The organism is Rathayibacter sp. AY1G1, assembly GCF_002932095.1.
In the GTDB taxonomy this organism is placed as follows: domain Bacteria; phylum Actinomycetota; class Actinomycetes; order Actinomycetales; family Microbacteriaceae; genus Rathayibacter.
The window spans coordinates 24,584-43,001 of the sequence record NZ_PSUZ01000018.1; the positions used below are offsets into that span (position 1 = coordinate 24,584).

Below are 18,418 nucleotides of genomic sequence, written 5' to 3' on the forward strand. Positions count from 1 at the left end.
CCGGGCGGAGCTCACTCGCGCGAGAGCGCCACCGTGGGGTCGGCCGACGGTGCGGGGAGGGAGGCGAGCGCCTCGAGGAACGCGGTCGTCTCCTCCTCGGTGCCGGCGCTGACACGGAGGTGGTTCGGGATGCCGACGTCGCGGATGAGGACGCCGCGGGCGAGCAGGCCCTCGAACACGGCGGCCGGATCCGCGACACCGCCGAAGAGGACGAAGTTGCTGCCGGTCGCGTACGGGCGGTAGCCGAGGGCGCGCAGGCCGTCGATCATCCGGTCGCGCTGCACGATGATCTCGCCGACCATGGCGAGCATCTCGTCGGCGTGAGCGAGGGCGGCGGTCGCGGCGGCCTGGGTGAGGGCCGACAGGTGGTACGGGAGGCGGACGAGGCGGAGCGCGTCGATCACCGCGGGGTCGGCGGCGAGGTAGCCCAGGCGGACGCCGGCGAAGGCGAAGGCCTTGCTCATGGTGCGGGACACGAGCAGGCGCGGTCGCCCGGGGAGGAGGCTCAGCGCGGTGGGCGCGCCCCTGCCCGCGAACTCGGCGTACGCCTCGTCGACGACGACGATGCCGTCGGTCGCGTCGTAGACCGCCTCGATCACGGCGAGGTCGAGCGGCGTCCCGGTCGGGTTGTTCGGAGCGCAGAGGAAGACGATGTCGGGCCGGGCCCGGCGCACCTGCTCCGCGGCGTACTCGGCTCCGATCTCGAACTCCGCCTCGCGCGGAGCGGGGATCCACTCCGTTCCGCTCCCCGACGCGAGGATCGAGTACATCGAATAGGTGGGCGCGAACCCCAGCAGCGAGCGCCCGGGACCGCCGAAGGCCTGAAGGACGTGCTGGAGCACCTCGTTCGATCCGTTCGCAGCCCACACGCCGTCCGCGGTGAGCCCGTGACCGAGGTAGCCGGCGAGGGAGTCGCGCAGCTCTCGGAACTCGCGGTCGGGATACCGGTTGACGGTGCGCAGCGCCTCCGTGACCCGCCCGACGATGTCGGCGATCACGTCGTCCGGGACCGGGTGGGTGTTCTCGTTGACGTTGAGGGCGACGGGCACGACCGCCTGGGGTGCACCGTACGGGTGCCTGCCTCGGAGGTCGTCGCGGAGGGGCAGGTCATCGAGAGTCGTCACCAGGGAATGGTAGCGAAGCACCCGGCGCGGACGTCCGGGCAGCCCGGCTCAGCGAGCGGTGTCGTACTCGGCCGGGACCGCGAGGCGCTGCCCGGGCTCGACGCCCGCGCTCGAGAGCTGGTTGAGGGAGAGGATGTCGTCGACCACGTCGCGCGGGTCCGCCTGCGGGGCGAGCTCCTCGGCGAGCGACCAGAGCGACTCGCCCGCGTGAACGGTGACGTACTGGAACTCGACCGCAGCGGCGTCGCTCGACGCGACCGCTCCACCGCCGTTGAGCCCGAAGGCGAAGGCGCCCGCCACGATCGGCAGGGCCCCCAGAGCGGCCACCACGGCGCGGCCGCGGCGCGTGAGGCGCAGACGGGTGCGAACGATCCGCGCTTCGCCGAACGCGTTCATCGGCTCGGGAGCGGACGGCAGTACCTCGACGGGCCGGGCCGCGGACGAGCGCTGGAGCGGGCGGGAGGTGAGCTGTGCGGTCATGGGATCGCTCCTTTCAACAGGGATTCGGGGAGGCCCTCGGCCGGGAGGGCCGCCCCGAACGCCTGTACCGAACATATCTTCGAACGCCGGAGCGGTCAAGGGACCGTTTCGGCTGATCCGCGGGCGGACTCGCGCGCGACACACTCGAACGAATGTTCCGACTCGTGAGTTCCGGCGGATACAGTTTCGAGAGCCTGGTCGTAGTAGAGCAGCGACCACCGACATTCCTTGTCGGGTCGCGACCGGGCGGGCGCGCACGCGGCGTGCGCACCGGGAAGAGGGAGCATCGTGAGCGACGCGCAGAGGGCCGGGACCCCGGCCGCCAAGACGAAGGCGGCCGCGGGCCGGCGCCGGAAGAGCCTGAGCGCCAAGCAGCTCGCGATCCTCGACGCGATCCAGCGCTCGGTGTCGAGCCGCGGCTACCCGCCGAGCATGCGCGAGATCGGCGACGCGGTCGGCCTCGCCTCGCTGTCGAGCGTCACCCACCAGCTCAACCAGCTCGAGCTCAGCGGCTACCTGCGCCGTGACCCGAACCGGCCCCGCGCCCTCGAGATCCTCATCGACGTCCCCAGCTCGACGGAGGACGACGGGTCGTTCGAGTCGACCGCGACGGTCGGCGACGCGGCGATGGTCCCCCTCGTCGGCCGGATCGCGGCGGGTGTGCCGATCATGGCCGACCAGCAGATCGACGAGGTGTTCCCGCTTCCCCGGCAGCTCGTCGGCAAGGGCGAGCTCTTCATGCTCAAGGTCGTCGGCGAGTCGATGATCGACGCCGCGATCTGCGACGGTGACTGGGTCGTGGTCCGCTCGCAGCGCACCGCCGAGAACGGCGAGATCGTAGCGGCCATGCTCGACGGCGAGGCCACCGTCAAGGTGCTGCGCCAGCGCGACGGCCACACCTGGCTGCTGCCCCGCAACTCCAACTTCGAGCCGATCCTCGGCGACGAGGCCGAGGTGCTCGGGAAGATCGTGGCGGTCCTCCGCTCGGTCTGACACCGGGAACGCAGGAGGGGCCCGACCGGCGTGCAGCCGGCCGGGCCCCTCCTGCGTTCGACGGGCACCGGCGATCGGGGCGCGCGCCCCTCCGTCGCGGTCACGGGAAGGCGGAGGAGGGCCGCCGAAACCCCGTCGCCGAACCCTCCGGCCGCCGCCGGTCGGTGGTGCGGGACGCCGCACCCCCTCCCGGATGCGCCGAGCGCCCGCCTCCCGGACGGGGAGACGGGCGCTCGGGTGGTGGCGATCAGGCCTGGACGGCCGCGCGCGGAACCGCGAACTCGGCGAGCGAGCCCGCCAGGTCGGCGTGCACGAGGGCGACCACGTGGGTGCCGCCCTCGACGTACTGCGTCGACAGGATCCGGCCGCTGCGGTGCAGATGCGAGATCACGTCGCCCCGGTCGTACGGCACGAGCAGGTCGATCTCGACGTCCGGCTCGGGCAGGATCTCGGCGATCCGCGCCTCCAGCTCGTCGATGCCCTCGCCGCTGCGCGCCGACACGAAGACCGCGTCGGGAGCGAGACCGCGCAGCACCAGCCGCGTGCCCTCGTCCACCAGATCGGCCTTGTTGAAGGCGATGATCTCGGGGATGCTGCGGGCGCCCACCTCGCCGATCACGTCGCGCACGGTGGCGATCTGCCCGGCCGGATCGGGGTGGGAGGCGTCCACGACGTGGACGATCACATCGGAGTCCGCGACCTCCTCGAGCGTCGACCGGAAGGCCTCGACGAGCTGGTGCGGAAGCGCTCGCACGAAGCCGACCGTGTCGGCGAGCGTGTAGAGGCGCCCGTCCTTCGTCTGGGCCTTGCGGACGGTGGCGTCGAGGGTCGCGAAGAGCGAGTTCTCGACGAGGACGCCCGCGTGCGTCATCCGGTTCAGCAGGCTCGACTTGCCGGCGTTCGTGTATCCCGCGATCGCCACCGAGGGGACGGCGTTGCGCTTGCGGTTCGCGCGCTTGGCCTCGCGGGCGGGCTTCATCGCCGTGATCTGCTTGCGCAGGCGCGCCATGCGGGTGTGGATGCGGCGACGATCGAGCTCGATCTTCGTCTCACCCGGACCGCGCGAGCCCATTCCGGCTCCCGCGCCCACCTGGCCGCCGGCCTGGCGGGACATGGACTCGCCCCAGCCGCGCAGTCGCGGGAGCAGGTACTCGAGCTGCGCGAGCTCGACCTGCGCCTTGCCCTCACGGCTCTTCGCGTGCTGGCTGAAGATGTCGAGGATCACCGCGGTGCGGTCGATCACCTTGACCTTCACCACGTCCTCCAGCGCACGCCGCTGGCTCGGTGCGAGCTCGGTGTCGGCGACGACCGTGTCCGCGCCGAGGGCCGCGACGAGCCCCGCGAGCTCCTGGGCCTTGCCCTTGCCGAGGTAGGTGCTCGGATCGGGGTGCGGGCGGCGCTGGAGCAGGCCGTCGAGGACCGTCGCTCCCGCCGTCTCCGCGAGCGCGGCGAGCTCGTGCAACGAGTTCTCCGCGTCCTCCAGCGAATTCTGCGAGTACACGCCGATGAGCACGACGTTCTCCAGGCGCAGCTGGCGGTACTCGACCTCCGTGACGTCCTCGAGCTCGGTCGAGAGGCCGGCGACGCGTCGCAGCGCCTGCCGGTCGTCGCGGTCGAACTGCTCGCCGTCGCTGTTCTCGCCCTCGTGGCCGGCGCTCTGCAGCGCCTGGGCTCCACCCGCGACGAAGCGCGAGTACCCTGCCGAACGCGACTGCGCGTTCGCCAGGACCCTCGAGACGACGTCCACGGCCTCGGTCGTGTCGGTCTCGTTCAGGTCTTCCGTCATCCGGATAACACTAACTCCTCAGGTCTTGATAGGTTCACTTCTCATGGCCGCCGAGCACTACTTCTCGAGTACTCCCGACGGCGACCTCCGGCCCCGCAGGATCCAGGCCCGCCTGGCCGGCCGCGACCTCGAGGTCACGACGGCAGGAGGGGTGTTCAGCCCCGGTCACGTCGATCTCGGCACACGCGTCCTGCTGGACGCGGTGCCCGACGCCCCCGCTGACGGGGACCTGCTGGACCTCGGCTGCGGCTGGGGCCCGATCGCCCTCGCGCTCGCCCTCGCCTCCCCCGACGCCCGGGTGTGGGCGGTCGACGTCAACCAGCGGGCGCTCGAGCTGGTCCGTCGCAACTGCGAGGAACTCGGCGTCCTCAATGTCAACGCCGTGCTGCCCGAGGATGTTCCCGACGACGTCCGCTTCCGCACCGTGTGGTCGAACCCGCCGATCCGCATCGGCAAGGAGGAGCTGCACCTCCTGCTCGAACGCTGGCTGCCGCGGCTCGAGGAGGGCGCGGACGCCTGGCTCGTCGTGCAGCGCAACCTCGGCTCCGACTCGCTCCAGACCTGGCTGGGCGCCGCGTTCGCCGGGCGGCTCGACGTGGAGCGCGTCTCCTCGGCGAAGGGCTTCCGCGTGCTGCGGACGACCCGCCTGGCCTGACCGGGTCCTCAGTCGATCCGGATCGTCCCGGTGAAGACGAGGTCGGCCGGGCCGGAGAGCCCGACGTGCTCGCCCTCCTCCGCCGCGAACATCGTCACGCCGAGCGTGCCGCCCGGGACCTCCACGCGCCAGGCCTGCGGAGCGCGCGCTCCCGCCCAGTAGCGCACCGCCAGTGCCGCCGCCGCGGCACCCGTGCCGCAGCTCAGGGTCTCGCCGCTGCCGCGCTCGTGCACGCGCATCCGGATCCGCCCGATCCCGTCGTGGACCAGGGGCTCGCCGGGAACCACGAACTCGACGTTCGCGCCGTCCTCGAGCTCCGGGTCGAGCTGCGGGATGTAGGAGAGGTCGGCGGAGTCGAGCTCCTCGTCGTTGCTGAGGGCGACGACCACGTGCGGATTGCCGAGGTCGATCCCGAGACCGGGGCGCGCGACCTTGAGCTCCTTCGCCCGCACCAGGGGCTCGCCGCCCGCCAGCTCCCAGCGGCCGAGGTCGACCTGGAACCCGGCACCGCTGCGGGTGACGTCGCGGACGCCGGCGCGGGTGCCGATCGGCAGGGTGTCGCCGGGCTCGAGCGCCGCGAGGCCGCCCGCGAGCAGGAACGCGGCGTAGACGCGGATGCCGTTGCCGCACATCTCGGCGATCGAGCCGTCGGCGTTGCGGTAGTCCATGAACCACTCCGCCTCGCTCTCCTCGGCCAGAGCCGCGGCGCCCTCCGGGATCGCGCGGGAGCGGACGGCACGGATGACGCCGTCGGCGCCGACGCCGAAGTGGCGGTCGCAGATCATCGCGATCTGCGCGGGCGAGAGGTCGACCTCACCGTCCGGGTCGCTGAAGAGCACGAAGTCGTTGCCGGTGCCCTGGCCCTTGGTGAAGTGCAGCTCGATCGTCATGGCGCACAGCCTAGCGAGGAGCGGGAGCGGCGGCCTGGGCGGCGGCGTGCGCCCGCGACACCAGGTCCGGCGCGTCGTACGGGAGCCGGTGGGCGCCGGCGTAGCGCCGGAACCAGCTGTTCTGCCGACGTGCGTAGCGGCGCGTGAGCGCCTGCGTCGCCGCGATCGCCTCCTCCTCGCGGAGGACGCCGGCACGCTGGGCGAGCGCCTGGGCGTACCCGATGGCCCGCCCGGCTGTGACGCCGCGCTCCAGGCCGAAGGGGACGAGCCGCTCGACCTCGTCGAGCATCCCGGTCGCCCACATCCGCTCCACCCGCCGGTCGAGGCGCTGCACCAGCTCCTCCCGCGGAGCCTCGAGGAACAGGATCGAGGCGGGGCGCCACCGAACCGGCTCGTCGGACATCAGCGCGCTGTGCGTGCTCCCGCCGGTGAGCTCCGCGATCTCGAGCGCGCGGACGATGCGCCGGGCGTTGTGCGGACCGATCCGCTCGGCCACTCCGGCGTCGATCCGGCGCAACCGCTCGACGAGGGCGCCCAGGCCCTCCCGCTCGGCGGTCTCCTCGAGCCGGCGCCGGACGGCCGGGTCGGTGCCCGCGAACGAGAACTCGAAGACGACGCTGGAGACGTACAGACCGGAGCCCCCGACGAGGATCGGCGTCGCCCCGCGCGCCAGCACGCTCTCGATCACGCGCCGCGCCTCGCTCTGGTAGCGGGCGACCGACGCCTCCTCCGTCACGTCGAGGACGTCGAGCAGGTGGTGCGGGACGCCCCGACGCTCGTCGGCGGGCAGCTTCGCGGTGCCGATGTCCATCCCGCGGTAGAGCTGCATCGCGTCGGCGTTCACGATCTCAGCGGCGCCGCCGTCCTGCCGGATCGCCTCGGCGAGCTCGAGCGAGAGGTCGGACTTGCCCGTGCCGGTCGCGCCGACGACCGCGATGAGCTCCGGCGCGGTATCGGGGGCTCCGGTCTCAGCGCTCGCCATCGAGGGCGTCGTAGATCGGCGTCGTCAGCGTGCCGGCGTCGCGCACGCGCAGCGACGGCAGGCCCAGCGAGACCCGGGGCGCCCCGCTCCCGCCCGGGGCGGCCGGAACTCCGCAGGACTCGGTCTGCGCCCGGTCCCAGGCGTCGCCCGCGCGGGTGCGGCGGATGCGGAGCGGCGCGCCGTCGGGCGAATCCGCCAGGAGGTAGAAGGGGGCGGCACGGGTGACCCGGACGGAGACCACGTCTCCGGGACGCGGCTGCTCGGAGCCCTCGGGCACGTCGAAGTGCACCAGACGGCTGTCCTCGGCGCGTCCGCTCAGCCGGTGCGTCTCCGTGTCGCGACGGCCCTCGCCGGTCGCGACGAGGACCTCGACCTCTCGGCCGACGACTGCGCGGTTCTCCTGCTCGCTGATCGCGTCCTGCAGGGCGACGAGCCGCTCGTAACGCTCCTGGACGACCGCCTTGGGGATCTGGTCGGGCAGCGTCGCGGCCGGGGTGCCGGGCCGGATGGAGTACTGGAAGGTGAAGGCGGAGGCGAAGCGGGCCGCCTCGACCACCCGCAGGGTCTCCTGGAAGTCGGCCTCCGTCTCGCCGGGGAAGCCCACGATGATGTCGGTGCTGATCGCCGCGTGCGGGATGCGATCGCGCACCCGGTCGAGGATCCCGAGGAACTTCTCGGAGCGGTAGGAGCGGCGCATCGCCTTGAGGACGCGGTCGGAGCCGGATTGGAGCGGCATGTGCAGCTGCGGCATCACCGCCGGCGTCTCGGCCATGGCGTCGATCACGTCGTCGGTGAAGGCCGCGGGATGGGGGCTCGTGAAGCGGATCCGCTCGAGCCCGTCGATGGTGCCCGCCGCGCGGAGCAGCTTCGAGAACGCCTGGCGATCGCCGAACTCGACGCCGTAGGAGTTCACGTTCTGGCCGAGAAGGGTGACCTCGATCGCGCCGTCGTCCACGAGCGCCTGGATCTCGGCGAGCACGTCGCCGGGGCGCCGGTCCTTCTCCTTGCCGCGGAGCGAGGGGACGATGCAGAAGGTGCAGGTGTTGTTGCAGCCGACCGAGATCGAGACCCAGCCGCTGTAGGTCGAGTCGCGCTTCGTGGGGAGCGTGGAGGGGAAGACATCGAGCGACTCGAGGATCTCGAGCTGCGCCTCGTCGTTGTGGCGGGCGCGCTCGAGCAGGCTCGGGAGGGCGCCCATGTTGTGCGTGCCGAAGACGACGTCGACCCACGGGGCGCGGTCGAGGATGACGTTCTTGTCCTTCTGCGCGAGGCAGCCGCCGACCGCGATCTGCATCCCCTCGTGGCGGCGCTTCACCGACGCGAGGTGGCCGAGGTTGCCGTAGAGCTTGTTGTCGGCGTTCTCGCGCACCGCGCAGGTGTTGATGACGACGACGTCGGCCTCGGCTCCATCGGCGGACACGTAGCCCGCCGCCTCGAGCGAACCGCTCAGCCGCTCGGAGTCGTGCACGTTCATCTGGCACCCGAACGTACGGACCTCGTAGGTCCTCGGCCGGGTCTCGGCGACGGGCGACGGGGCGGTACCGAGCGTGCTCATGGTGTGGGATTCTACGCCCCGGTCGGACCGCCTCGGCCCGCCGTGTCAGCGGAAGCGGACGCTCGACCCCGGCTTGCGGATCGTCTCGCGGACGACGCGCTGCACGAGTCCGCCGGCGTAGCCGCGGCGCGCGAGGAATCCCGTGAGCCGGCGCTCGGCGACCTCGTCGGAGAGAGAGCGCAGGCTCGGCAGGCGCTTGCGCGCGAGCTCGAGCGCCGTGCGGTACTCGTCGTCGCCGTCCAGCTCGTCGAGCGCTGACGCGATCGCCTCGGGGTCGATCTTCCGCGCGCGCAGCTCCTGCTGGATGGAGGAGCGGCCGAGCTTCTTGCGGTCGCGGAGCGAGACGACCAGCTGCTCCGCCATGCGGAGGTCGTCGAGGTAGCCGAAGCGCGTGAAGCGCTCGAGGATCTCGAGGGCGTCCTTCTCGGCGACGCCCTCCGTGTAGAGGCGCGCCTCGACCTCGGCGACCGAGAGGCTCTTGCGGGAGAGCCCCCGTACGATCCGATCCGCGACCTGCTCGGGATCGATCTCCTCCGGGACCTCGATCGCGTCGTCGTCGTCCTCGTCGTCCGCGTTCTCGACGAACGCCGGCGCGCGCCGGGCGACATGAGCCGAGAGCTCGGCGATCCGCTCGGAGGCCGGAGACGCGGCGCCCCCGACGGCGGAGCCTTCCAACTCGCCTGCGACCGTCCCGGGAGCTCTGGTACGCGGCGTCCCGGCTCCGGACGGCTCCGGAAGCGACCCGGCCCCGTCGGCGTCCGGCGCCGCCGGAGCCCAGCCCTCGTCGCCCGCCGCACCCCGGTCGACCCAGGGCAGGAAGGCCACGGGGCGGCCCTTCGCCCCCTCCGCGGCCTTCTCCGCCACGGGCTAGGCGCCCTTGCGCACGGGCTGCTTGGTCTCGATCGCGACCGGCGCGGCCTCGACGGCCGCGTTCGGGTCGACGATCACGCCGAGCTTCACCAGGATGCGCTTCTCGATCTCAGCGGCCACATCGGCGTTGTCGATGAGGAACTGGCGCGCCTTCTCCTTGCCCTGGCCGAGCTGGTCGCCGTCGTAGGTGTACCAGGCGCCCGACTTGCGGACGATCTCGTGCTCGACACCGAAGTCGATCAGGCTGCCCTCGCGGGAGATGCCGACGCCGTAGAGGATGTCGAACTCGGCCTGCTTGAAGGGCGGGGCCATCTTGTTCTTCACGACCTTGACGCGGGTGCGGTTGCCGACCGCGTCGGTGCCGTCCTTCAGCGTCTCGATGCGGCGGATGTCGAGGCGGACCGACGCGTAGAACTTGAGCGCCTTGCCGCCCGCCGTGGTCTCGGGACTTCCGAAGAAGACGCCGATCTTCTCGCGCAGCTGGTTGATGAAGATCATCGTGGTGTTCGTGGTGTTCAGTCCGCCGGTCAGCTTGCGCAGCGCCTGGGACATGAGGCGCGCCTGCAGGCCGACGTGGGAGTCGCCCATCTCGCCCTCGATCTCGGCACGCGGCACGAGGGCCGCGACGGAGTCGATCACGATGAGGTCGATCGAGCCCGAGCGCACGAGCATGTCGGCGATCTCGAGCGCCTGCTCTCCGGTGTCGGGCTGCGACACGAGGAGGGAGTCGATGTCGACGCCGAGCTTCTTGGCGTACTCGGGGTCGAGCGCGTGCTCCGCGTCGATGAAGGCGGCGATGCCGCCGTTGCGCTGCGCGTTCGCGATCGCGTGCAGCGTGAGGGTTGTCTTTCCGGAGGACTCGGGGCCGTAGATCTCGACGATGCGGCCGCGGGGGAGCCCGCCGATCCCGAGCGCGACGTCGAGCGCGATCGAACCGGTCTGGATCACCTCGACGGGAGCGCGGTCGTCGCTTCCGAGGCGCATGACGGCGCCCTTGCCGAACTGGCGGTCGATCTGGGCGAGTGCGGTCTCGAGGGACTTCTCGCGGTCGGAGGAACTGGGCATGGCCGTCTCGCTCTCGTGTTCGTGGTGGTGTCGCCTACAGGCTGTCGCGACATGCCGGTGGCTGTCGGAGTGACAGTGCCGGCCGGCTGCGACAAGGCGGTGAAGCAGGTCCGTTCAGGTGTCTCCGACGGTACGCCCGACCACCGACATCGGGGCCGAGCGAGAGCGACTCCGTGGAGACGGGGCCGTTCCTGCTTCTGTGGAGGAGCCTAGACCCGTTCGAACACGGATTCGAGCACGAGCCGTCGGCGTGTCGAACACGGCTTCGGCGACGGGAGCGTCAGCGGTGACGCTTCCGCGGATCCACGCCGTGCCACCGGGCCTCCGGGACGTCGTTGGCGCGGCAGAGGGCGAGCCAGACCTCGCGCGGCTCCGCTCCGTCCGCGAGGGCGCGCTCGGCTGTGCGGCCCCCGAGCTCGGTCAGCACGAGGTCCGAGACCAGGACACGGGCGTAGGCGCCGCCGAACTCGTCGTCCACCAGCTGCCGGAACTCGCTCAAGCGCATGCGTCCACGGTAGCCGCTGCCCGGAGGCCGCACCCCCCCGGGAACGCCGAAGGGCGCCCGGCCGGAGCCTGGGCGCCCTTCGCGTGGAGCGGGTGCGGTGAGTGGAGGGGACGGGGGCCGACTACTGCGTGACGAGGTCCGCGTCGAAGCCGGCGACCATGTCGGCCGGGATGGTGTCGGGGATGGTGTCGATGCCCTCGATGACGGCGAGACGATCGCCGACCTCGCGCATGATCACCGAGATGGGGGTGTCGAGGGCGTCGGCGACAGAGGCGAGGATCTCCGAGGAGGCCTCCTTCTGACCGCGTTCGACCTCGCTCAGGTAGCCGAGCGCAACGCTCGCCTTGCTCGCCACCTGACGGAGCGTACGACCTTTCTGCAGGCGAAAGTCCCTGAGGACATCGCCGATCTCCTGACGAACTAGAACCACTGGACCCTCCTTCTCCACGTCAACCGCATGTCGTGCACCTGCACCGCGAGCACGAGCGCCGGAGATTCCGGAGCGGGTGATCGGGGGGCTGGGACGAGAGAACCGGATAGCTGTTCACTACCCGGTTCGTATGGTGTCGACTCTAATACCGGATGACTGGACTTTGCGTGTGAGCGACACCAGTTGTAACCGGGCCGCAATGCGGCGCATTCCGATTCCCGGAGGGCCCTCGCTGGGTATCCGCCTCATGCCCCCCGGGAGATCAGCTCCGCGCCGAGGGCGAGGGCCGCGTCGACCGAGGCGGCGCGGATCGCGGCGCGGTCGCCGTCGAACCGGTGCTCACGGACGAGCTCGTCCTCGCCGAGGACGGCCGCCACGAAGACGGTGCCGACGGCCGTGTCCCCCTGCGGATCCGGACCGGCGACCCCAGTGGTCGCCAGGCCGAGCGTCGGACGCCCGTCGGCTGCGAGCCGCGAGGACGCTCCGCGCGCCATCTGCACGGCGACTCCGGGATCGACGGGACCCCGCTCGCCGAGGACGCGCGCGTCGACCCCGAGGAGCCGGTCCTTGAGGTCGGTGGCATAGCTCACCACTCCCCCGCGGTACACGGCGGAGGCGCCGGGCACCTCCACGAGGGCGGAGCTGAGCGCGCCGCCGGTGAGGGACTCCGCGACGGCGAGGTCGACACCCCGCCGCCGGAGCTCGGCGATCAGCTGCGCGGCCGTCACCGCGTCGACCGGGCGGCCCGGCTCTGGCGGGCGGCGTCGGCGAGGTAGTCGATCCCGGTGGCGACCGTGAGCACCACCGCCGCCGTCATCGTGATGCCGTTCAGCCAGTGGACCCACTCGCCGAGGACGGCCCAGAGCGGCAGCAGAGCGAGGGAGATCGCGATCGACTGCACGATCGTCTTGAGCTTGCCGCCCCGCGACGCCGGGATCACCCGGTCCGAGAGCACGGCCATCCGGAACACGGTGATGCCGATCTCGCGCACGAGGATGACGATCGTCACCCACCACGGCAGCTCCGCGAGGATCGAGAGCCCGACGAGCGCCGCGCCGGTGAGCACCTTGTCGGCGATCGGATCCAAGAGCTTGCCGAGATCCGTCACGAGGCCCCGGCTCCGGGCGATGTGCCCGTCGATGCCGTCCGTGGCGATCGCGACGATGAAGAGGATCGCCGCGGCGATCCGGATCCCGCCGTCCTGCCCCCCGTCGGCCAGCAGGAGCCAGAAGAAGACGGGCGCCAGCAGGATCCGGACGACCGTGATCGCGTTCGGCAGGTTCCAGTTGCCCGACGCGGCCGGAGCCGGTGCGGTGGGGTGGGTCATCGTGCTCCGCCGTTCCTCGCAGTGCGGGCGACCGGGACGGTCACTCGCGTCCCGTCAGCGTCCAGGCGTCCTCGCCGGACCCCTCGTCGTCGTCGTGGTAGTCGTTGGCGGCGGGCCCCGTCGGCTCGGCCAGCGGATCCGCGTACGGGTCCGGGGCGACCGAGGACGGCGCGGCCGGCCCCTCGCCCGTGTCCTCGCCGCGCATCCGCGCGAGGACGCCCGGCAGCTGCTCGGCGGTGACCAGCACGTCGCGGGCCTTCGACCCCTCGGAGGGGCCGACGACCTCGCGCGACTCGAGCAGGTCCATCAGTCGGCCGGCCTTGGCGAAGCCGACGCGGAGCTTGCGCTGCAGCATCGAGGTCGAGCCGAACTGCGTGCTGACGACGAGCTCGGCCGCCGCGACCAGCAGCTCGAGGTCGTCCCCGATGTCGGAGTCGATCTCCTTGCGCTGCGCCTGCACGGTGATGTCCTGGCGGTACTCGGGCTGCGCCTGACGGGTGACGTGCTCGACGACCTTCGCGATCTCGTCCTCGCGGACCCAGGCGCCCTGGACGCGCATCGGCTTGTTGGTGCCCATGGGGAGGAAGAGGCCGTCGCCCTGCCCGATGAGCTTGTCGGCTCCCGGCTGGTCGAGGATGACCCGCGAGTCGGTCACGCTGGTCACCGCGAAGGCGAGGCGGCTGGGCACGTTCGCCTTGATGAGGCCGGTCACCACGTCGACGCTCGGCCGCTGCGTGGCCAGCACGAGGTGGATGCCCGAGGCGCGCGCGAGCTGGGTGATGCGCACGATCGAGTCCTCGACGTCGCGCGGGGCGACCATCATCAGGTCGGCGAGCTCGTCGACCACCACGAGGAGGTACGGGTACGGCTTGAGGACGCGGCTGCTGCCCGCGGGGAGCTTGATCTCGTCGGCGCGGACGGCCGCGTTGAAGTCGTCGATGTGGCGGAACCCGAACGACGCCAGGTCGTCGTAGCGCATGTCCATCTCCTTCACGACCCACTGCAGCGCCTCGGCGGCCTTCTTGGGGTTCGTGATGATCGGAGTGATCAGGTGCGGCACTCCGCCGTAGATGGTGAGCTCCACGCGCTTGGGGTCGATCAGGACCATGCGCACGTCCTGCGGGCGCGCGCGCATCAGCAGGCTCGTGATCATCGAGTTGACGAAGCTGGACTTGCCGGAGCCGGTGGAGCCGGCGACCAGGAGGTGCGGCATCTTGGCGAGGTTCGCCACGACGTAGCCGCCCTCGACGTCCTTGCCGACGCCGATGGTCATCGGGTGCGTGGACGTCGTCGAGGCCGGCGAGCGGAGGACGTCGCCCAGCGAGACGATCTCGCGGTCCGTGTTGGGGATCTCGACGCCGATCGCGCTCTTGCCCGGGATCGGGGAGAGGATCCGGACCTCGTTGCTGGCGACGGCGTAGGAGAGGTTCTTGCTGAGCGCGGTGACGCGCTCGACCTTGACGCCGGGGCCGAGCTCGATCTCGTAGCGGGTGACGGTCGGGCCGCGGGAGAAGCCGGTGACCGTCGCGTCCACGTTGAACTGCTGCAGCACCTCGGTGATGGCGCGGACCATCTCGTCGTTGGCCGCCGAGCGCGCCTTGGAGGGCGTGCCCGTCGAGAGGGCGGCCGCCGAAGGGAGGCGGTACGGCGCGTCGTCCTCGAACGAGGAGTCGAAACCGGCGGTCGGGTCCTCCTCGGCGAGGGGCGCGATCGGGCCGGTCTCGATGACGGGCGGGATCGGGACGGCGGGCGCCACGTCGAGGCGGTCGAGCCGGATGACCTCGGTCGCGTCGTCGTCGACCACGCCGGTCGCGCCGCGGGGAGCGCCCGTCTGCTCGAAGCGGGCGAGCGCCGCCTCGGCGGTCTCGGCCTCGGCCAGCACCTCGGTGGCGTAGGAGCGGGTCGGCGGGTGGGCCTCGTCGTCGCGCTCCTCGAGCGCGGTGTCGAAGCCCTTCGCGCGGCCGCGGGCCGGCGCGGCGCCCTCGATGACCTCGGTGAAGGAGTCGATCGGGAGCTCGGTCTGCACGGTCGGCTCGTCCTCGCGCCCGGACTCGGTGCGCCGCCACCAGGGCAGCTCTCCGCCGTCCTGCTGCGCGTCCTCCTCCTGCTCGGCCTCCGCCTTCGCCGCGGCCTTCGCGGCGGCCCGCTCGGCCTTGAGGCGGGCGCGCTCCTCGTCGTCGAGCACGGGGGCGCCGAAGAGGTAGCCGTAGAGCTCCCGCGAGCGCGCGCCGATGCGGTTCGGCGGGGTCTTGGTGATGATGAACAGCGACAGCAGGATCACGAGAGACAGCAGCACGGTCGCGCCGGGGACGGTGGCGATCGCCGCGAGCGGGGCGCCCACCAGCCAGCCGAGGACGCCTCCCGCGGCCGCCATGGTCTCGATTCCCTGGCCGGGCTGCGGCAGGCCGAGGTGCGCGTGGCAGATGCCGGCGGAGGCGACGAGCAGCGTGATGACGCCCACGCCGATCCGCCCGTTGTCGTCGACGGACCGGGGGTGCCGGAAGAGCCAGAGGGAGAAGAGGAGAAGGACGACCGGCAGCACGTAGGCGACACGGCCGAAGAAGCCGCCGAAGCTCCACGCGTCGAGCACCAGGGCGACCGGGTCGGTCGCGAGGAACCACTCGACCACCGCGCCCGCGACGGCCAGCAGCAGCAGCAGGAAGGGGACGCCGTCGCGGCGCTCCTCCTTCGCCAGCCGCTCGGGACCGAGGGCGCGGGCGGCGCCGCCCGCGAGGTGGGCCAGCGCCATCCAGAGCCGCACGGCGGGGTTGGTGCGCGGGGCGGACTCGAAGGCCACCGTCTTCGTTTCAGCGGCCGCCTTGCCCGAGCCCCGGCCGGATCGCGGCGCGCCGGAGCGCGGAGTCGCGCTGCCGCGCCCGCGCGAGGTCGTCTTGGTACTGGTCGCCATGAGGCCACCGTACCCGCCGCCCCCGTCAGGGCCGGTGACCCGCGCCGCGACGGCAGGCGCCGATCCGCCGCCGGCCGGGAGGCTCAGGCCTCGATGACGAGCGGCACGATCATGGGCCGGCGGCGATAGGAGGTGTTGACCCAGCGGCCGACGACGCGACGGACGGCCTGCGAGAGCGCGTGCTGATCGCTCGCCCCGTTCCGCACCGCCTCCTCGAGCGCGGCCGCGATCCGCGGCTTGACCTCGTCGAAGACGCTGTCGTCCTCCGCGAAGCCCTTCGCGTGGATCTCGGGGCCGACGACGATCCGCCCCGTGCCCGCCTCGACCACCACGATGATCGAGATGAAGCCCTCCTCGCCGAGGATCCGCCGGTCCTTGAGGTCGGCGTCCGTGATCTCGCCCACCGACGATCCGTCGACGTAGACGAACCCCAGGTCGAGCCGTCCGACGACGGTCGCCCTGCCGTCGAGCAGGTCGATCACGGTGCCGTCCTCGGCGATGATCGTGTTCTCCTCCGCGATCCCCGTCTCGCGCGCGAGCTGCGCGTTCGCGACCAGGTGCCGGTACTCGCCGTGCACCGGCATCACGTTCAGCGGCTTGAGGATGTTGTAGCAGTAGAGGAGCTCGCCGGCCGCGGCGTGCCCGGACACGTGCACCTTCGCGTTGCCCTTGTGCACGACGGTCGCTCCGAGCCGGGTGAGCCCGTTGATGACCCGGTACACCGCGTTCTCGTTGCCGGGGATGAGGCTGGAGGCGAGGATCACGGTGTCGCCCTCCCCCGGCTCGATCTGGTGATCGAGGTTGGCCATCCGGCTGAGGACGGCCATCGGCTCGCCCTGCGACCCGGTCGACATGTAGACGATCCTGTCCTCGGGGACGTCGCCCGACTTCTTCATGTCGACCAGGACTCCCGGAGGGACGTGCAGGTAGCCGAGATCCGCGGCGATGCGCATGTTGCGGACCATGGAGCGGCCGAGCAGCGCCACGCGGCGGCCCGTGGCGTGGGCCGCGTCGAGCACCTGCTGCACCCGGTGCACGTGGCTGGAGAAGCTCGCGACGATGACGCGGCGGGTCGCCCTGGCCATGACGCTCTCGATGACCGGGCCGATGTCGCGCTCGCTCGGCGTGAAGCCGGGGACGTCGGCGTTGGTGGAGTCGACCATGAACAGGTCGACGCCCTCCTCGCCGAGGCGGGCGAAGGCGCGCAGGTCGGTGATCCGGCCGTCGAGCGGCAGCTGGTCCATCTTGAAGTCGCCGGTGTGCAGCACCGAGCCGGCGTCGGTGACGATCGACACGGCCAGCGCGTCCGGGATCGAGTGGTTCACGGCGACGAACTCGAGCTCGAAGGGCCCGAGGTTCTCGACGTCGCCCTCCTTCACCGTGAGCGTGTACGGCGTGATCCGGTGCTCCTTGAGCTTCGCCTCGACGAGGGCGAGCGTGAGGGTGGACCCGATCAGCGGGATGTCGCGCTTCAGGCGGAGCAGGTAGGGGACGGCGCCGATGTGGTCCTCGTGGCCGTGGGTGAGGACCACTCCGACGATGTCGTCGAGCCTGTCCCGGATGGGCGTGAAGTCCGGGAGGATCAGGTCGACGCCCGGCTGGTCCTCCTCCGGGAAGAGCACGCCGCAGTCGACGACCAGGAGCCTGCCGTCGATCTCGAAGACGGTCATGTTGCGGCCGATCTCGCCGAGGCCGCCGAGGGGGATGATCCGGAGCGTTCCCGGAGCGAGCGGGGCGGGGATGATCACGGGACCGGGCATGCGCCCTCCTTCTCCAGCGGTGCTTTCTCGGGACGTGCCGCTCGGGCTCAGCGGGTGGTGCCGGCGACCTTCGGGAGGGCGCCGCCGGCCGCGGCGTTGCGGTCGGGCCGGAAGTTGCGGAAGTCGACGCCCGGGATGTCGCGGACCAGGCCGAGCTCGTCCTCGATGAGCGCCGCCTCCGACTCCTCCGGGCCGACCAGGGGCAGCCGCACGCGCGGCGAGGAGATGCGGCCGAGGCCGTGCAGGATGTACTTCGCGGCGACGGTCCCGGGGACGTGCGTCATCACGGCGCGCACGAGCGGCTCGAGCTGCTGGTGCGCGCGGGTGGCCGCGTGGAGGTCGCCCGCGTTCACGGCGTCGACGATCGTGCGGTACGGCGCGGCGGCGATGTTCGCGGTGACGCCGATGAGCCCCGTGGCGCCGATGGCGAGCTCGGGGAGCACGTTCGCGTCGTCGCCGCAGAAGTACATCAGGTCGGTCTGGTTGAGCACGCGGCTGACCTCGGAGAGATCGCCCTTCGCGTCCTTCACGGCCAGGATGTTCGGGTGCTTGGCCGCCCGCAGGATCGTCTCGTAGCGGATCGGCACGCCGGTGCGGCCGGGGATGTCGTAGAGGATCACCGGCAGGTCCGTCGCATCCGCGATCATCCGGAAGTGGGTGAGCACGCCCGCCTGCGTGGGCTTGTTGTAGTACGGGGTGACGATCATGTTGCCGTCGGCGCCGGCCTTCTCGCTCTGACGGGCGAGCTGCATGGCGTGGGCGGTCTCGTTCGAGCCGCCTCCCGTGATGATCTTGGCGCGGCCCCCGGCGACCGAGCGGCCGACCTCGACGAGGCGGATCTTCTCCGGGTCGGTCAGGGTGCTGGTCTCGCCCGTGGTCCCGGTGACCACGATGCCGTCCGCGCCCGCTGCGATGCAGTCGTCGATGTGCTTCTCCACACCGGGCCAGTCGACCTCGCCGTCGGCGGTGAACGGGGTGACCAGGGCGACCAGGACCTGGCCGAAGGGATTCTCCGGAGTTGACACGCTGCCAGGGTAGCGGGTCGCCGCCGCGCCGCCGGGAGGAGGTTCCCGGAGCCGCCCGCGCGG

At 71.8% G+C, this 18,418-nt stretch carries 17 protein-coding genes; 2 read left to right on the plus strand and 15 right to left on the minus strand.

The features are described 5' to 3' along the window. Positions 1 to 11: 11 nt before the first annotated feature. Both C5C36_RS11195 and C5C36_RS11200 read right to left on the minus strand, forming a co-directional pair. Positions 12 to 1,124, minus strand: coding sequence for a histidinol-phosphate transaminase (locus tag C5C36_RS11195; protein ID WP_181131480.1), 1,113 nt, complete (start codon positions 1,122 to 1,124; stop codon positions 12 to 14). A gap of 48 nt (positions 1,125 to 1,172) precedes the next feature. Next, positions 1,173 to 1,604, minus strand: coding sequence for a LysM peptidoglycan-binding domain-containing protein (locus C5C36_RS11200; protein WP_308470901.1), 432 nt, complete (start codon positions 1,602 to 1,604; stop codon positions 1,173 to 1,175). Between the two features lie 288 nt (positions 1,605 to 1,892). Between C5C36_RS11200 and lexA the strand changes: the two genes are divergently transcribed. Continuing rightward, the gene (gene lexA / locus C5C36_RS11205) at positions 1,893 to 2,597 is read left to right on the plus strand and encodes a transcriptional repressor LexA (protein ID WP_104224482.1); all 705 of its coding nucleotides are present in this window, start codon (positions 1,893 to 1,895) and stop codon (positions 2,595 to 2,597) included. Between the two features lie 247 nt (positions 2,598 to 2,844). Here lexA and hflX read toward each other — a convergent pair whose 3' ends face one another. After that, a complete protein-coding gene (gene hflX, locus C5C36_RS11210) occupies positions 2,845 to 4,383 on the minus strand; it encodes a GTPase HflX (protein WP_104309764.1) in 1,539 nt (512 codons plus the stop codon). 43 nt (positions 4,384 to 4,426) lie between these two features. On the opposite strand from hflX, the gene C5C36_RS11215 reads away from it, so the two are divergent. Beyond that, on the plus strand, positions 4,427 to 5,038 hold the full coding sequence (locus C5C36_RS11215; RefSeq protein WP_104224480.1) for a class I SAM-dependent methyltransferase: 612 nt from the start codon (positions 4,427 to 4,429) through the stop codon (positions 5,036 to 5,038). Positions 5,039 to 5,046: 8 nt separating this feature from the next. Here C5C36_RS11215 and dapF read toward each other — a convergent pair whose 3' ends face one another. From dapF to dapA, 12 genes are all read right to left on the minus strand, one after another. Further along, positions 5,047 to 5,928 carry a diaminopimelate epimerase gene (dapF, locus tag C5C36_RS11220; RefSeq protein ID WP_104250184.1) on the minus strand — a complete coding sequence of 294 codons (882 nt, stop codon included), beginning with the start codon at positions 5,926 to 5,928 and terminating at the stop codon, positions 5,047 to 5,049. Positions 5,929 to 5,938: 10 nt separating this feature from the next. Continuing rightward, a complete protein-coding gene (gene miaA / locus C5C36_RS11225) occupies positions 5,939 to 6,910 on the minus strand; it encodes a tRNA (adenosine(37)-N6)-dimethylallyltransferase MiaA (protein ID WP_104262716.1) in 972 nt (323 codons plus the stop codon). Beyond that, on the minus strand, positions 6,897 to 8,465 hold the full coding sequence (gene miaB, locus C5C36_RS11230) for a tRNA (N6-isopentenyl adenosine(37)-C2)-methylthiotransferase MiaB (protein ID WP_104260627.1): 1,569 nt from the start codon (positions 8,463 to 8,465) through the stop codon (positions 6,897 to 6,899). Before miaB ends, miaA begins: the two co-directional genes overlap by 14 nt. A gap of 45 nt (positions 8,466 to 8,510) precedes the next feature. Further along, on the minus strand, positions 8,511 to 9,290 hold the full coding sequence (locus tag C5C36_RS11235; RefSeq protein ID WP_146085327.1) for a regulatory protein RecX: 780 nt from the start codon (positions 9,288 to 9,290) through the stop codon (positions 8,511 to 8,513). 42 nt (positions 9,291 to 9,332) lie between these two features. Beyond that, positions 9,333 to 10,400: a recombinase RecA gene (gene recA / locus C5C36_RS11240; protein WP_104262713.1), complete on the minus strand. Its 1,068-nt coding sequence runs from the start codon at positions 10,398 to 10,400 to the stop codon at positions 9,333 to 9,335. Positions 10,401 to 10,680: 280 nt separating this feature from the next. Then, on the minus strand, positions 10,681 to 10,905 hold the full coding sequence (locus C5C36_RS11245; protein WP_104224474.1) for a DUF3046 domain-containing protein: 225 nt from the start codon (positions 10,903 to 10,905) through the stop codon (positions 10,681 to 10,683). A 121-nt stretch (positions 10,906 to 11,026) separates the two neighbouring features. After that, a complete protein-coding gene (locus C5C36_RS11250; protein WP_068207524.1) occupies positions 11,027 to 11,335 on the minus strand; it encodes a helix-turn-helix domain-containing protein in 309 nt (102 codons plus the stop codon). Between the two features lie 245 nt (positions 11,336 to 11,580). Beyond that, entirely contained in the window at positions 11,581 to 12,063 is a 483-nt protein-coding gene (locus C5C36_RS11255) for a CinA family protein (protein WP_104262712.1), read from the minus strand. Beyond that, positions 12,060 to 12,662: a CDP-diacylglycerol--glycerol-3-phosphate 3-phosphatidyltransferase gene (pgsA, locus tag C5C36_RS11260; protein WP_104309766.1), complete on the minus strand. Its 603-nt coding sequence runs from the start codon at positions 12,660 to 12,662 to the stop codon at positions 12,060 to 12,062. Before pgsA ends, C5C36_RS11255 begins: the two co-directional genes overlap by 4 nt. 40 nt (positions 12,663 to 12,702) lie before the next feature. Then, on the minus strand, positions 12,703 to 15,570 hold the full coding sequence (locus C5C36_RS11265; protein WP_104309767.1) for a DNA translocase FtsK: 2,868 nt from the start codon (positions 15,568 to 15,570) through the stop codon (positions 12,703 to 12,705). A gap of 83 nt (positions 15,571 to 15,653) precedes the next feature. Then, positions 15,654 to 17,330 carry a ribonuclease J gene (locus C5C36_RS11270; protein ID WP_104224470.1) on the minus strand — a complete coding sequence of 559 codons (1,677 nt, stop codon included), beginning with the start codon at positions 17,328 to 17,330 and terminating at the stop codon, positions 15,654 to 15,656. 47 nt (positions 17,331 to 17,377) lie between these two features. Beyond that, a complete protein-coding gene (gene dapA / locus C5C36_RS11275) occupies positions 17,378 to 18,355 on the minus strand; it encodes a 4-hydroxy-tetrahydrodipicolinate synthase (protein ID WP_104224469.1) in 978 nt (325 codons plus the stop codon). Between the last annotated feature and the right edge of the window lie 63 nt (positions 18,356 to 18,418).